At 69.0% G+C, this 14,255-nt stretch carries 13 protein-coding genes; all 13 read right to left on the reverse strand.

Features of this window, described 5'->3' with window-relative positions:
* Positions 1-129 precede the first annotated feature (129 nt).
* Entirely contained in the window at positions 130-2,331 is a 2,202-nt protein-coding gene (gene gspD / locus AB839_RS04370; protein WP_061478431.1) for a type II secretion system secretin GspD, read from the reverse strand.
* Between the two features lie 9 nt (positions 2,332-2,340).
* Entirely contained in the window at positions 2,341-3,129 is a 789-nt protein-coding gene (locus AB839_RS04375; protein WP_061478432.1) for a hypothetical protein, read from the reverse strand.
* Positions 3,119-3,826, reverse strand: coding sequence for a type II secretion system protein GspM (gene gspM, locus AB839_RS04380; RefSeq protein WP_231352742.1), 708 nt, complete (start codon positions 3,824-3,826; stop codon positions 3,119-3,121). The genes AB839_RS04375 and gspM overlap by 11 nt, the downstream gene beginning before the upstream one ends.
* Positions 3,807-4,952 carry a PilN domain-containing protein gene (locus AB839_RS04385; RefSeq protein ID WP_061478434.1) on the reverse strand — a complete coding sequence of 382 codons (1,146 nt, stop codon included), beginning with the start codon at positions 4,950-4,952 and terminating at the stop codon, positions 3,807-3,809. The genes gspM and AB839_RS04385 overlap by 20 nt, the downstream gene beginning before the upstream one ends.
* Positions 4,949-5,812: a type II secretion system protein GspK gene (locus AB839_RS04390; protein WP_061478435.1), complete on the reverse strand. Its 864-nt coding sequence runs from the start codon at positions 5,810-5,812 to the stop codon at positions 4,949-4,951. Before AB839_RS04390 ends, AB839_RS04385 begins: the two co-directional genes overlap by 4 nt.
* Entirely contained in the window at positions 5,809-6,441 is a 633-nt protein-coding gene (locus AB839_RS04395; protein ID WP_061478436.1) for a type II secretion system protein J, read from the reverse strand. Before AB839_RS04395 ends, AB839_RS04390 begins: the two co-directional genes overlap by 4 nt.
* Positions 6,438-6,857: a prepilin-type N-terminal cleavage/methylation domain-containing protein gene (locus AB839_RS04400; RefSeq protein WP_061478437.1), complete on the reverse strand. Its 420-nt coding sequence runs from the start codon at positions 6,855-6,857 to the stop codon at positions 6,438-6,440. The genes AB839_RS04395 and AB839_RS04400 overlap by 4 nt, the downstream gene beginning before the upstream one ends.
* Positions 6,854-7,348: a GspH/FimT family pseudopilin gene (locus AB839_RS04405; RefSeq protein ID WP_061478438.1), complete on the reverse strand. Its 495-nt coding sequence runs from the start codon at positions 7,346-7,348 to the stop codon at positions 6,854-6,856. The genes AB839_RS04400 and AB839_RS04405 overlap by 4 nt, the downstream gene beginning before the upstream one ends.
* 6 nt (positions 7,349-7,354) lie before the next feature.
* Complete coding sequence (gene gspG / locus AB839_RS04410; RefSeq protein ID WP_005415225.1) at positions 7,355-7,798, reverse strand: type II secretion system major pseudopilin GspG; 444 nt, start codon at positions 7,796-7,798, stop codon at positions 7,355-7,357.
* Positions 7,799-7,847: 49 nt separating this feature from the next.
* On the reverse strand, positions 7,848-9,068 hold the full coding sequence (locus tag AB839_RS04415) for a type II secretion system F family protein (protein ID WP_061478439.1): 1,221 nt from the start codon (positions 9,066-9,068) through the stop codon (positions 7,848-7,850).
* Between the two features lie 24 nt (positions 9,069-9,092).
* Positions 9,093-10,814 (reverse strand): type II secretion system ATPase GspE, encoded by a 1,722-nt coding sequence (gene gspE, locus AB839_RS04420; RefSeq protein WP_053499707.1) that lies wholly within the window; start codon positions 10,812-10,814, stop codon positions 9,093-9,095.
* A gap of 136 nt (positions 10,815-10,950) precedes the next feature.
* Positions 10,951-12,804, reverse strand: coding sequence for a S8 family peptidase (locus tag AB839_RS04425; RefSeq protein ID WP_061478446.1), 1,854 nt, complete (start codon positions 12,802-12,804; stop codon positions 10,951-10,953).
* A 158-nt stretch (positions 12,805-12,962) separates the two neighbouring features.
* Positions 12,963-14,255 (reverse strand): YadA-like family protein (locus tag AB839_RS21000; protein WP_197467668.1); only part of this gene is annotated, 1,293 nt, incomplete at its 5' end.

A 14,255-nucleotide genomic window follows, 5' to 3' on the forward strand; every position in this document is an offset into this window, starting at 1 on the left:
ATGGACGTATTCACGGCGTCCCCGCAAACCCACAGTGCCCCGCCATCCCTCAGTAAACCCGCTGTTGCTGTTGCCGTTGCTCCAGCTTCAGCCTCTGCGGGTGCCGGGCGCAGCCCGGCCGTAACCCCCTTACTTCTTCGCGCGCGGCTGGTTCAGCGGCTCCATCGCGCGGAAGCGCTTGCTGTACTCATCGGTCAGGTTGCGCGATTCCTGGTTGTTGCGGACGATGGTCGGGGTCAGCAGCACGATCACCTCCGAACGACGGCTGGTGCGGGTCTTCTGCCCGAACAACGCACCGACCACCGGGATCCTGCTCAGGCCCGGAATGCCGCTGCTGCCATCGGTGGCCGAGTCGGTGATCAGGCCCGCCAGCATGATGGTGTCGCCGCTCTGTACCGCCGCTTCGGTGGACAGCTTCTTGGTCGAGATGCGCGGATTGCAGTTGCGCTCGTTCGGGTTGCAGGCGTCCGGCACGTCGGAGGCGCTGCTGACCTCCTGCACGATATCCAGGAACACCGTGCCATCGCGGGTCACGCGCGGGCGCACCTTGAGGATCACGCCCGTGTCGATGTACTGCACCGAGCTGTAGGTGCTGGTGCCCACGCCGGTGTTCACTGTGGTGGTGTTGATCGGCACCTTGTCGCCAACGTTGAGCGTGGCCTCGGCGTTGTTGCGCACGAACACCGACGGTGTCTGCAGCAGGCGCAGGTCGGTGACCTTGTCCAGCGCGCTGACCACGGCGGCCGCGTTGTGACCGGTGAACGCCCAGCCTACGCCGTCGTTGCCGGTGACACCGCCGGCGAAGGTATTCCACGAACCGCCCGCTGCCGGCGGCAGGGTCAGGCCCGCCAGTGCGCCGGTCAGCGCGCGACCAGCCACGGCGTTGTCGAAGAACCAGTTCACGCCGTACTTCAGGTCACCGGTCAGCGCGACTTCGGCCACCTGTGCCTCGATGTGCACCTGCAGCGGCATCACGTCCAGCTTCTCGATCACCTCGCGGATCGAGCGCCAGGCCTGCGGGGTCGAGCGCACCAGCAGGGTGTTGGTCTCCTCCACCGCCGACACGCCGACGCGGTCGCCCTCCACTTCCAGGCTGACGCTGACGTTGCCGGGCTGGCGCTGCGGCAGGTTCAGGCTGCCGTTGCTGCTGCCACTGCCACTGCTCCCGCCCAGCGTCGAGCCGAGGGTGCTGCTGTTGTTGTCCATGCCACGATCGCCGTCACCGCCCAGCTGCGACGGGATGGCGCCTGGCGCGAGCGAGGCCGGGCTGGAGGCGCCGCGGTTGCCACTGCTGGCGAAGGCCTCGCTGAGGCGCTCGGCCAGGTCGCGTGCCTTGATGTAGCGCAGCTCGTAGGAGAACAGGCGGGCGCTGCCACCTGCGGTGTCGATGCGATCCAGCCACTGCTGGATCTGGTCCAGGTAGCGTACCTGCGGCGTGATCACGAGCACGGCGTTGGCGTTCTCCAGCGGCAGGAAACGGAACATGCCAGCACTGGGCGTCTTGCTCTCTTCGCCGAATACCTTTTCCAGGTCGGCCGCGACCTGCTCAGCCTTGCCCGACTGGATCGGGAACACGCCCACCGACATGCCCGACAACCAGTCGACGTCGAAGATCTCGACGGTGCGCAGGTAGTTTTCCAGTTCTGCGCGCGTACCACCGAGGGTGATCACGTTGCGGCCGCTGTCCACATTGACGATGGCGTTGGGACGCGCATACGGCTCCAGCACCTTCTTCATCTCGGTGGCGGAGATGAACTGCAGCGGGACCACGCGGACCTCGAAGCCGCGTGCGCTGGCCGCCGGCGCGGTGCTCGGCGCGACCGTGCCGGCCAGCGCCTGGTCGGCGGCGACGATGTTGTAGCGGCCGCCGCTGTAGACCATGCGCGCGTTGTTCCAGCCCAGCACCATCTCCAGCAGGTTCAGCGCCTGCGCCGGCGAGACCGGCTTGGGCGTGGCCAGGGTCACCGTGCCCTGCACGCCCGGTGCAATCACGTAGTTCTGGCCAAGCATGTCACCAAGGATGGCCTTGACCACCGCATGCAGCGATTCGCCTTCGAAGTTGAAGGTGGCCTCGCCGGTGCTGGCGCCATGCAGCGCCGGTGCCGGTGCGCGCGCGGCCTCACGGTTGATCATGGTGCCGGTGCCGCGACGGATCACCGCCTGCGGTGCGCCCTGGCTTTCGCGGGCGGCATCAGCGGCGACGTCGGCCGCTTGGCCGGCAGCGGCGCTGGGCGACAGGTTGCCGTTGCGCTGCACGTGCGGCGCGGACACCGTACTGCAGCCGACCAGCAGCGCGAGGGCAAAGGACCAGGGAAGAAAACGCAGGTTCATGCATTCACTCTATCGGTTGGTGCCATCGCCCGGGGGCGGCGACGGTTGTTGCTGCTGTTGCTGCAGCTGGCGGCGGCGGGCCTGGATGCGTTCGCGGATGGCCTGCATCTGCGCTTCGCTGGGACCGTTGTTGTTGGCCGGTGGTGTTTTTGCAGCTGACGCCGCAGGTGTGGGGGCATTGCCGGCGGGCGGCGTCGGTGGGGTGGCCGCGACCGGGGACGGCGCCGGCGGAGCACCCGCCGAAGGCGGCACAACGACCGCACCTGCAGGCGGTACACCGTTGGCACCGCGCAGCACCGTCGGCGGCTCGCCGCCCTGGCCGTTGAACACGGCCAGTTCCAGGACCTGGTTGCCACCGGGGCCGATCACCGTCGCCTGGCGCGGCTGCAGCGCGACCAGCTGCCAGCCATCCACGGCTTCGCCGTTGAGACGCAGGCGCAGCGAGCGGTTCTGTTCGGTGGTGAAGGTGGCCATGCCGAAATCGCCGGTCAGCAGCACGCCGGTCAGGCGCAACGCGGCACTGGCCGCCGGTTCGCTGCCCCCCAGCAGATAGGGCCGCGGCCTGCGGTCTTCGGCGAACAGCGGGCGCTCTCCGATCGCGCTGTAGCTGTCGGCGCTGGCCATGCGCTCGGCAGCCAGCGGCGGCAACGATGGCAGCGATGGCGCGGCGTCGGCATCACCGTCGGCGCCCGGCAGCTGGCTGCCCAGCCCGAAGACGGTTGCCAGCCAGACCATCGCCGCCCAGCCGGCCAGTGCCAGCAGGAAGCCGGTACGCAGGCTGATCTGCTCAAGCTTCATCGGCCACCTCCTGCCCTTCGGACGGGGGCGCCGGCTGGGGCGCCGGCGTGGCCTCGGCCGGCGAAGCAGCCGGCGTCGGCGCTGCAGCGGGCGCCGGAACCGTGCCATCGGCGGCGGCGCCTGGCAGCAGATAGCCGGCCAGCTCGAAGGACACATCCAGGCCCAGCCCCGATTCGTTCGGCGATTGCTGGAAGCGCTGCGCGATCAGGTTGAGGTTGTCGACGAACAGGCGGGGGCTGCCGGTTTCGAGGCTGTGCAGCACGGTGGCCAGTTCGGCCACGCCGCAGCGCAGGCGCACCTGCATGGCGACGCGCACGAACTCGGCATCGCGCCGGTTGTCGGTCAGCGGCGTGCGGTTGCTGATGGTGCAGCTGCGGTTGCCCGGGCTGGCCATCGCTACGGCATCCTGCAGCCGGGCGCCCAATGCAGCGGCGGCAGCTTCGGCGGTGGCTTCGCGCAGGAAGCCTGGCCGCTGCTGCAGTGCCTCGCGGGTAGCGCGAAGGCGCTGTTCGATCTGCGGCTGCTGCTGCAGCTGCGCCTGCACGCGCGACTCGCGTTCGCGCAGGGCGGCGACATCGGCGTCGATCGCACGCAGCGGCTGGGTGAACCAGGGGTGCACCAGCAGCAGATAGGCCAGGCCCAGCACTGCCAGCAGCAGTGCCAGCGCCAACCAGCGATCACGGCGTGCGCTTGGCATCGGCATCGGCCGCCTCCGGGGTCGGTGCTGCGGCCGGCAACGGCTGCAGTTCGGCGGTCATGGTGAAGCGGTCGCGGCCACTGGCCGCGCCATCGGCCTGCAGCACCCCGGTCAGGTTGACCTTGCGCCACTGCGGTGCGTCCTGCAGCAGCTGCACCAGCTGCGATGCCTCGCGGCTCAGGCCGATCAGCTGCAGGTTGTTGTTCTCGATCGCCAGCTTTTCCAGGTAGGTACCTTCCGGCAGGCGCCGGGTCAGTTCGTTCCAGATCTCCACCGTACTGGCGCGCTGGCTGCGCTGCTTCTCAAGGAATGCAGCACCATCGATTAGCGCCTGCAGCTGCGCGCGTTCGCTGGCCACGCCACGCGCGCTGCGCGCGCTGCGCTCGACCTGCGCACGCAGTTCGTCGGCGGCGGCCTGGCGGTTGTCCAGCAGCTGCACCGCGGCCAGTACCAGCATCACGACGGATGCCACTGCCAGCAGCAGGTTCCAGCGCCGCATCGGGTCTGGCCGCAATTGGCGCTGCGCGGGCGGCAGCAGGTTCACCTGCAACACGTTGCCCTGCGCATCGATGGCATCGACGCCGGCCAGCGCATCGGCCCATTGGCCCACCCGCGTGCGCCATGCTTCCAGCTGCCGCAGTGGCCACGCTACCAGTTCGACCTGCAACTGCCCTTCGCCGCCCGCGCCGAGTTCACGCACGTCATAGCTGACCTGGGACGCTTCGAACGGGGTCTGCCGGTCGATTTCGAAACCGACCACGGCACGCAGGCGGTCGGCCGCCGCGGCGGGCAGGCGCAGCGTGCGCCGCAACACATCCGCCGCGGGCAGCAGCCACACCCGGGGCAGGCTGCGCAGGCGCGGCTCGAGTACGCGGTCCAGTTCCACCGGCGACAGCGGCCACGGCAGGCGCGCCACCACTTCGCGGCGTTCACCGGCCTCACGCCAGACCTGCAGCTGGTCGCTCTCAGGCTGCAGCAACAGGCGGGCCTGGCCCCAGCCCAACGCCCATTGCCAGCGCACCGGTACCCAGGCCAGCAGCGACTGCCGCCACCAGCGCAGGAAACGGCCAGCGCCCGGGCCGATCCGGCCCTGCACCTGCCGCAGACTGTCCTGCCACGCCGTCATCTTGCTGTCATTCCCTGCTCCCAGCGAAGCACTGTGTAGGTCCGCCCGGGAACGCCGCCCGAGCCACTGCGTATCACTGCCTGCAACACCGACCTGCGTCCACTGCTGTCGATAGCAGCGGACTCGATACTATAGGTGCCGCTGCTGCTGGCAAGCGTTGTCGTACCGCCAGCGGAATCTGCATCACGCTCCTGCTGGGCCCGCTGCGCCAGCACGGTATCCGCATCCAGGCCCAGTGCGGTCAGCACCGGTGCGCTGGCGAACTGGGGATCCGGTCGCGCCTGGCGGCTGTACAGGGTCAGGTGCGGCAACATCGCCCGGTACAGCGTGCCGCGCATGCCCAGCACGCGCTGCAGCTCGCCCAGGGTCTCGAACCGCTTGTTGCGTGGGCCATAGGGCAACCCGGCTGCGGCGTAGTCCTGCGCTTCGGCACCACCGCCCGGCTGCAGCAGGCTGTCCTCGTCACGCCAGTCGATGATGGCCCCGGCCAGCTGCCGGGCCTGTGCATCGTCTTCACCCAGTGCCTTGAGGAAGGCGGCCAGCAGCGCGGCATCGGCCAGGTTCAGGTTGATCTTGCCGTTCTCGTCCAGCACCTTGATCTCGATGCTGGCGTCGTCGAACTGCCAGCGATAGGTCCGGCCATCGGCACGCCAGGGCGCGCGCTGCGGATCGGCCGACAGGCGCAGCAGTGCATACTCGAGGCCGGCACGCGCACGTTCCTGCCCGCGTGCATCGTCATCCAGCACGCGCTGCTGCAGGTGTTCGACCCGTGCGCTCAGCGCGAATGCGCCGACCAGCGCGGTCATCAACGCGATCAGCCACAGCACCAGCACCAGTGCCGCCCCACCCTGACGCCTCATCGCGCGCCTCCGCTGCCACCGGCGCGCAGCGCCACCACCAGCGGCGGCCACGGCGCCCCCCGGGCCGGCGCGATCTGGATCTCCACCAGCATCGGCAGGCGGCGGGTGTCGTCCCAGCGCGGCATCCAGTCAGTCACCTGCCCGGTGCTGGCATCGATACCCCGATAGCGCAGCTGCACCGACTTCAGGTTTTCCACCAGCACCTCGGGCGGGCGCGGCGGGTTCTCGACGATGCGCTCGCCTTCCTGCAGCAGCACCAGCTCCAGCAGCAGGCGCTGTTGGCCAGCGCGTCCGTCGACCTGCAGCGCGTGCAGGTAGGGTCCGCCACGGCCGAGGTAGCCGGGCAGGTCGGCGGCGAACAGCATGCGCTGCTCTTCGCCCTGGAAGAAGACCGGCTCGCGGGTGGGATCCGGAACTTCCAGCGGCGTGCGCAGCGCAGCCGCCAGCTGCCTGCGCAGCAACGATTCCACCGCGCGCATGCGTTCGCTTTCGGCGGCGATCTGCTCGCCGCGCTGGCTGACCGCCATCGCCGAGCGCACGCTGGCAAAGGCCAACGCCAGGCCGCCGGCCAGCAGCACGGTGGCCAGCATCACTTCGACCAGGGTGAACCCTGCGGCGCGGCGCCTCACCGGGCATTCTCCAGGTCGGGCGGCAACAGTCGCAGGCTGCGCCAGCGCAGCTGCTCGCGTTCGCTGTCGCCCCAGCGCACCTGCAACTGCAGCTCCGCCAGCCATGCAGTACCCGGTGACGTCGCCTGCCCGACAGTGCCGGCGCGGGGCTCCACCCACGGCTGAACCTGCAGTTCCCAGTGATAGCGCCCCTGTTCCCAGTCACCCTGTTGGCTGCCCACCTGCAGCGGTGTGTCGACACCGGCTTCGGCCAGCAACGACTGGGCGTGCAGCACCGCGCGCGTGCGCAACTCGGCATCGCGCACCTGTTTTGCGCCGCCGGACAGGCTGCCCAGCAGCAGGGTCAACGCCAGGCCCAGCAGGGCGAAGGCGATGATCACTTCCAGCAGGGTGAAGCCACGCGCGCGCCGCTTCATTGCGCCCGCCAGGGGCCGGAGCGGACCTCGCCAGTGAGCCAGCCGACGTCGACGCGCCATTCGGCGCCGTCGCGCTGCAACCGGATGCGGCCACCGCTGGAGCCACCATCGGGATGAAATTCGATCACACCCTGCCCCGGCGCGGTGGCCAGCTGTGCGGCACCTTCGAACTGCACCTGCAGCTTTGCGGGCACCTCACCGTGGCGCTGGTTGGCGCCTTCCCAGCGCCGCCGCGCCGGCTCGATGACGAAGCGCTGCGGTTCACCGCGGGCGATCGCCTGCGCGCGCACCATGCGCAGCTGGCTGGCGATGTCCTTGCCTGCGCTGCGCAGCTGCATGCCGGCGAAGCCGCGCGACAGACCGGCGGCAGTGATCAGGCCGATCGCCGCGATCAGTGCGATCACCAGCAGCATTTCCAGCAGCGACAGTCCCGCCGCGCGCCTGCCGTGCAGGCGCGGGTGGGGCAACCGGCGCGGCAGGAAATACGTCATGCGCGGTTACGGCTGGTAGCGGATGTCAGCGTCGACGCTGCTGCCGCCGGCCTTGCCATCCTTGCCCAGGCTGACCAGCTCATACGGTTGGCCTTCGCCCGGTGCGCGGTATTCCAGGGCGTGGCCCCACGGGTCGTTCAGGTCGGCCGGCTTGGCGTACGGGCCGAGCCAGCCGCCAACACCTGCCGGTGCGGTCACCAGGTCATTGAGCGAGCCGGGCAGCTTGCCGGTGTCGATCTGGTAGTTGTCGATCTTGGACGCCACGGTCTGCACCTGCGCCTTGGCGATGTTGGCCTTGCCACGGTCGGCACCGCCCAGCACACGGCTGGCGACCAGGGTCAGCACCGCGCCGATCAGCACGATGACGATGATGATTTCCAGCAGGCTCATGCCCGACTGGTTGCGCGCGGCAGTGAAGGAAAGGCGGATCGGTCGGCGACGGGCAATCATGGACGGTCCTTTCAGTTGCGGAGTGTCGGGGTTGCAGGGAGTGCCATCGTCAACCGATGGCATTGGTCAGGTCGTACAGCGGCACCAGCACGGCGACGATCACCGCGCCCACCACCGAGGCCAGCACCAGGGTGATCGCCGGCACCATCGCCGCCAGCAGGCGGTCGATGCGCCGGGCACTATCCTGTTCGAAGGTGTCGGCGGCCTTCAGCAGCATGGTATCGAGGGCGCCGGATTCCTCGCCGACCTGGATCATCTGCAGGGCGAGGCGCGGGAAGCGCTTGCCGCGCGACAGTGCCAGCGACAGGCCGGCACCATTTTTCACTTCATCGGCGGCCGCTTCCACGTCGGCGGCCAGCGCGCGGTTGCCCAGTACGTTGCGGGCGATGCCCAGCGCGCCCAGCAGCGGCACCCCATTGCGCAGCAGGGTGCCCAGCGTGCGCGCCAGGCGCGCGGTTTCCAGTTCACCGACGAGACGGCCGATGCCACGGCGCTGCAGCAGCCAGCCATCCAGCGCCAGCCGGAACGCGGGTTGCCGCGCCTTGCGCTCGAAGAACAGCGCCACCAGCGCCGGCACCACCAGCAGCAGCACCCACCAGTCGCGCACGAACAGGCCCAGCTGCAGCACCGCATTGGTGAACCACGGCAGCGCCACGTCCAGGCTCTCGTACATCTGCGCGAACTGTGGCACCACATAGCCAAGCAGGAACAGCAGCGCGCCGCCCACCACCACCAGCAGGATGGCCGGGTAGACCAGTGCGTTGATGACCTTGCCCTGCAGCGCGCGGCTGCGCTCGAGGTAGTCGGCCAGGCGTTGCAGGGTTTCATGCAGGCTGCCACCGGCTTCGCCGGCGCGCACCATGTTCACGTACAGCCGCGAGAACAGCCCATGCTGGCGTTCCAGCGCGGTGGACAGCGGTGCACCGCCGCGCACCACGTCGCGGATGTCGGTGATCGCGCGGCGCGATCGTTCGTCCTCGGGCAACCCCAGCAGGATCGACAGCGCGCGGTCCAGCGGCTGGCCGGCACCGAGCAGGGTCGCCAGCTGCTGGGTGAACTGCAGCAATGCAGCGCCCTGCAACGGGCGCTGCTGCAGCAGGTTGCGCCAGCTGCTGCCGCCGATCGCGCCGGCGTCGGCCAGCTGCGTCTCCATCGGCAGGTGGCCCTGGTCCTGCAGGCGCGCGATCAGCTCGGCCTCGCTGGCCGCCTCCATCTGCCCGTCGAAGACCTCACCGTGCGGATTGAGCGCCTTGTAGCGGTAGTTCGGCATGTCAGCCCCGGCGTCCTGCACGCATCAGCTTTCCTCGGTCACGCGCAGCACTTCCTCGATGGTGGTCTGTCCGCTCAACGCCTTGGACAGGCCATCCTCGTACATGGTGCGCATGCCGGCTTCGCGGGCGATGCGCTCGATCTCGCCCATGCCATCGCGACGCATCACCGCACGCCGCAGCGCATCGTTCATCACCAGGAATTCCATGATGGTGGTACGCCCCAGGTAGCCGGTCGGCGCCAGCGCCGAGGGCTTCGGACGGTAAAGGTGGATCGGTCCCTCCGGCTGCAGGCGGCGCAGCTCGAAGCGTTCGATCTCCTCTGGCGAGGCTGCGTAGCGTTCGGCATGGGTCGGCTCCAGCCGGCGCACCAGGCGCTGGGCGAGGATGCCGTTGATGGTCGAGGTGAGCAGGTAATCCTCCACGCCCATGTCGAGCAGGCGGGTGATGCCACCGGCCGCATTGTTGGTGTGCAGGGTGGACAGCACCAGGTGGCCGGTCAATGCCGACTGGATGGCGATGCGCGCGGTTTCCAGGTCGCGCATTTCACCGATCATGATGATGTCCGGATCCTGGCGGACGATGCTGCGCAGCGCGTTGGCGAAATCCAGGCCGATCTGCGGCTTGGCCTGGATCTGGTTGATGCCCTCGATCTGGTATTCGACCGGATCTTCCACCGTGATGATCTTGACGTCGGCGGTGTTGAGCTGGCTCAGCGCGGTGTACAGCGTGGTGGTCTTGCCCGAGCCGGTCGGGCCGGTCACCAGCAGGATGCCGTGCGGCTGTTCCAGTACCTTGCGGAACTGCGGCAGGAAGGCGTCGGTGAAGCCGAGCCGGTGGAAATCGAAGACCACCGTTTCACGGTCCAGCAGGCGCATCACCACGCTTTCGCCATGCGCGGTGGGCACGGTACTCACGCGAAGGTCCAGCTCCTTGCCCTGCACGCGCAGCATGATGCGGCCGTCCTGCGGCAGGCGGCGCTCGGCGATGTTGAGCCGGGCCATGATCTTGATGCGGCTGATCACCGCGGCGGTGAGGTTGGCCGGCGGGCTTTCGCCCTCCACCAGCACGCCATCGACCCGGTAGCGGACCTTCAACCGGCTCTCGAACGGTTCGACATGGATATCCGAAGCGCGCAGTTCCACCGCACGCTGGATCACCAGGTTGACCAGACGGATCACCGGCGCTTCCGAAGCGAGGTCGCGCAGGTGCTCGATATCGTCGACCGCGCCGCCCTCGCCATCGGCGGTTTCCACGATCGCGCCCATCGCGCTGCGGCCCTGGCCGAACCAGCGCTCGACCAGGTCATCGATCTCCGCGCGCATGCCCAGCACTGGTGTCACCGGAACCCCCAGCGCCAACTGCACGGCCTGCTGCGGATAGGCATCGTGGGCATCGGCCAGCCACAGACGCACTCCGTGTTCATTCAGCTCCAGCGGGCACACATGGAACTGCTTCAGGAAACGCAGCGACAGCGGCAGTCCCTCGGCCAGCGCCTGCGGCGGGGCCTCCGGCACCTGTTTGCCCTCCAGCAGCGGCAGGCCCAGCACCTCGGCGCTGGCCTGTGCCTGGTCGCGTTCAGACACCAGGCCCAGGCGCACCAGCAGGCCCAGCAGGCTGCCGCCGGCCTCGGCGTGCAGCGGCCGCGCGCGCGCCAGGTCTCCTTCCTTGAGCCGGCCGCGTGCCAGCAGCGCATCCAGGATGCGGCCTTCGGCATCGTCGGTAACGGTTGCAGCGAGCGCGTTCACGTGACTCTCCTGTCAATCGGACCGACTTTAGCAGTTAAGCCATGATTTCCGCCGCCCTGCGGCCAGCTTTCGTAAAAAGACGAAGCCCGTCACACAGGATGACGGGCCTCGGCCGTTCAACTACGACACGTCAGGCTTACTGCGTGGCGAGGATGCTCACGCCGTTGTAGGCCGCTTCGCCCACCACCTTGATGTAGTAGGTGCCTGCCACCGGCTTGTTCACCCGTACCGTTTCGGACGTGCCGGGACGGGTCGACTTGCCATCGTTGTCGCTGGCGCTCGGCTCGCGTCCCTGGGCGATGTAGACCGACACGTTGCCGGTGCCACCGTAGGTGATCACGCTGAGCTGCTTGCCAGCGGCTGCCTCGAAGCTGTACAGGCGGCTGCTGCCGGCCGTACCGTTCAGGCCCCCCACGGCGGCCTTGTTGGTCAGCGGCGTCGCCACCGGCCCGCAGTTCTCGGTGCACGGCTCTTCCAGTGCCTTGGCCAGCGCCGCCTTGGCATCGACGATGCCGGTGCCGATCGGGGTGGCGGTCGGGATGCTGACCGGGAACGGGCGCGCGGTTTCCTTCAGCAGCGCGCGCATCGCGGCGGGGGCCAGCGGGTCCTTCCCCTTGGCGATCAGCGCGCTCTGCACCAGTGCAGCGACGGCAGCCACGTGCGGCGAGGCCATCGACGTGCCGCCCATGCCCATGTAGCTGTAGCTGCCCGACTCCGGCGTGGTGGCCGCATCGGAACCGGACTGCCAGACGTAGCCGCCGGGATTGCCATCGACGCTGCCGCCACCCCCCGGACCGGACAGGTCCACGCGGGTGCCGTAGTTGGAGTAGTAGGTGATGCCGCCGGTGATGCGGGTGGCACCGACGGTCACCACGCCATCGCAACTGGCCGGACGGTACTTGGAAGCGTTGTCGGTCTCGTTGCCGGCCGCCACGACCACGGTGGTGCCACGCGAGATCGCGCCATTGATCGCATCCTGGTAGGTTCCGTCACAGCTGCCGCTTCCACCCAGGCTCATGTTGATGATCTCGGCCGGGTTGGCATTGGCGGGCACGCCCGCCACGGTGCCGCCGGAGGCCCAGGTGATGGCGTCGGCGATATCGGAAAGGTAGCCACCGCACTTGCCGAGCACGCGGACCGGCAGCACCTTGGCCTTGTGCGCGACACCGGCCATGCCGACGCCGTTGTTGGTCTGCTCGGCCACGGTGCCGGCCACATGGGTACCGTGCCAGGAGCTGTCCTCCGCGACGGAGCCGGTGTAGCACTCGTTGTCGTTCTCGACCCAGTCGCCATAGTCCTGCGCGCCCGGCACGCGATCGTTGGTGGCACGGCGCGACGTCTCGGCATCGCTGATGAAGTCGTAGCCTTCCAGCAGGTTGCCGACCAGGTCCGGGTGCTGCGGCAGGATGCCGGTGTCGAGCACGGCTACCACCACGCCCTCGCCCTGCGATACATCCCACGCCGACGGTGCGTTGATGCCACCGGTGGCGTTGTGCAGGTGCCACTGGTACTGCTGGTAGTACGGATCGTTCGGCGCCAGCGCCGGCTGCACGTCACCGGCGCGCAGCTCGGTGCGGCGCAGCTTCACGTCGGCTTCGGCGTACTGCACGGCCGGGTCGGCCTTCAGTTCCTTCAGCACGCGCTGCAGTTCCGCAGGCGCCAGGCGCCCCTGCAGGCGGATCAGGTCGGCACCGACGCCAAGCCTGCGCACGACCTGCGGGCCCAGCGTGCTGGCGCGGGCGGTGCCACCGGACAGGCTGGCGCGGATCAGCGCGGACTGCACGGTGGACAGCTTGGCCGAACGGTCGCCCGCCGCAGCGGTGCCGGCACGATACTTGACGATGATGCGCTCGGCGCCCGGCTCGGCGGTGCTGGCCTGGCGCACCGGTTCACGGGTCGGCAACCCGGCGGCGTGGACGGCACCCACCGCGGTCATCGACAGCACGGCGGCGGCAAGCACATTGATGCGAAGGTTCTGCTTCTTGATCACGTCGAAATTCCTCTTCTGGGTCATGGATCGAACCAACACTGCGGCCATCATTCCTTGACGACTCCCGGCCGGCCCAGCCGGGATTGCCGTGACCTCCCCCCAGGCCCTGATTGCAGGTTTGGCGCCGGCGTGGGTGGCCGCCGGCGCAGTGGTTTGGCTTACCAGCCGAAGCCAGCACCGACGCCAACCGAGCTGTCGTCGCTGCTGAAGGCACCGCCGAAGGTGACCGTGGCGCGATCGCTGATCGCACGCTGATAGCCCAGCGACAACGCCGACTCGCCGCCCTGGAAACCGATGCCGACGCCGACCCGGTTCTGGGTGCGGATACCGGCGGCACTGGTGGCCATGTTGAGCATCGCCGCACTCATCGCACCCTGGCGGTCGATGCGACGATCCATGTGGCGCAGGCGCCCGTCGATCTCGCCCTTGAACACATCGAAGCTGTCGGCGACAGCCTGGACACGGCTGTCGGTGTAGCTGTTGGCGGTGGCCATGCCACGATCCAGCTGGCCCTTGTTGACGGCGTCGGTGGCAGTGGTGCCGGCGGCGACGTTGGTGACCTGGCGTTCGTTGCCTTCGCTACCGACCGACACGGTGTTGGCACGATCGGCAACCGAGCCCTGGCCCAAAGCCACCGCGTTGGCAGCCGTGGCACTGGCGCCCTGGCCGATGGCGGTGGACGAGACGCCACTGGCCACTGCGCCTTCACCCATGGCGACGGCGTTGAAGCCCGTGGCCGGGGTGCCAACCGGAATCCCGGCACCGGCGGCGGCGGCCGTCGGCGTGCCCTGGACGCGTGCGGTGCTGGCCGGTGCCGCGTCGGCGGTGGCCGGTGCGTCGGCGACGCTGGCCAGTGCGCTTTCATCCAGCGAGGCACTCATCGAACGCAGGCTGGCCGTTCCCGAACGCGTGCCTCCGGCGGTGCGGCGATCGATCTCGCTGACCTTGCGGTCCAGCGCACCGAGCGCATCGCCGACGTTGCTGTACGTCGCGCCCTGGATCACGTAGTTCGGCGCCACGAACACACCCTGCATGCCGACGCTGGCGCCACCGCCGAGGAAGCTGGCGGCATCACTGAGCGACTGGAACAACTGCCCGCCATTGATCGCCTGGCGGCTGCCGGCGGCGATGCTGCCGGCACCGACGTTGTCGATGGTGGTGCCCTGGAAGCCGGACAGGGTCAGGCGATCACGGCTGGCGTCGTCATAGCCGACTGCACTGGCCGCCGTGGTCTCGACCGTAGCGATGCGCGAATCGAAATCACCCACGCGGGTTTCCACTGCGCCCACGCGCTGGTTGGTGACGTTGAGCTGTGACCCGGTGACCGCATCGGTGCTGCCGGCAGCGATGCGGCCGTCGGCCACATTGACGATGCGCCGCGTGGCCGGGCCGTCGGTGCCATTGCCGCCGCCGACCGACACCACGTTGGCATCGAGCGCACGCGAGCCCGC

This window comes from Stenotrophomonas sp. DDT-1 (assembly GCF_001580555.1).
Taxonomy (GTDB): Bacteria; Pseudomonadota; Gammaproteobacteria; order Xanthomonadales; family Xanthomonadaceae; genus Stenotrophomonas; species Stenotrophomonas sepilia.

Excerpts from the sequence above, each read along its gene's own strand:
- gspD (WP_061478431.1), bottom strand. The coding sequence starts at position 2,331 with ATGAACCTGCGTTTTCTTCCCTGGTCCTTTGCCCTCGCGCTGCTGGTC.
- AB839_RS04375 (WP_061478432.1), bottom strand. The coding sequence starts at position 3,129 with ATGAAGCTTGAGCAGATCAGCCTGCGTACCGGCTTCCTGCTGGCACTG.
- gspM (WP_231352742.1), bottom strand. The coding sequence starts at position 3,826 with ATGCCAAGCGCACGCCGTGATCGCTGGTTGGCGCTGGCACTGCTGCTG.
- AB839_RS04385 (WP_061478434.1), bottom strand. The coding sequence starts at position 4,952 with ATGACGGCGTGGCAGGACAGTCTGCGGCAGGTGCAGGGCCGGATCGGC.
- AB839_RS04390 (WP_061478435.1), bottom strand. The coding sequence starts at position 5,812 with ATGAGGCGTCAGGGTGGGGCGGCACTGGTGCTGGTGCTGTGGCTGATC.
- AB839_RS04400 (WP_061478437.1), bottom strand. The coding sequence starts at position 6,857 with ATGAAGCGGCGCGCGCGTGGCTTCACCCTGCTGGAAGTGATCATCGCC.
- AB839_RS04405 (WP_061478438.1), bottom strand. The coding sequence starts at position 7,348 with ATGACGTATTTCCTGCCGCGCCGGTTGCCCCACCCGCGCCTGCACGGC.
- gspG (WP_005415225.1), bottom strand. The coding sequence starts at position 7,798 with ATGATTGCCCGTCGCCGACCGATCCGCCTTTCCTTCACTGCCGCGCGC.
- AB839_RS04415 (WP_061478439.1), bottom strand. The coding sequence starts at position 9,068 with ATGCCGAACTACCGCTACAAGGCGCTCAATCCGCACGGTGAGGTCTTC.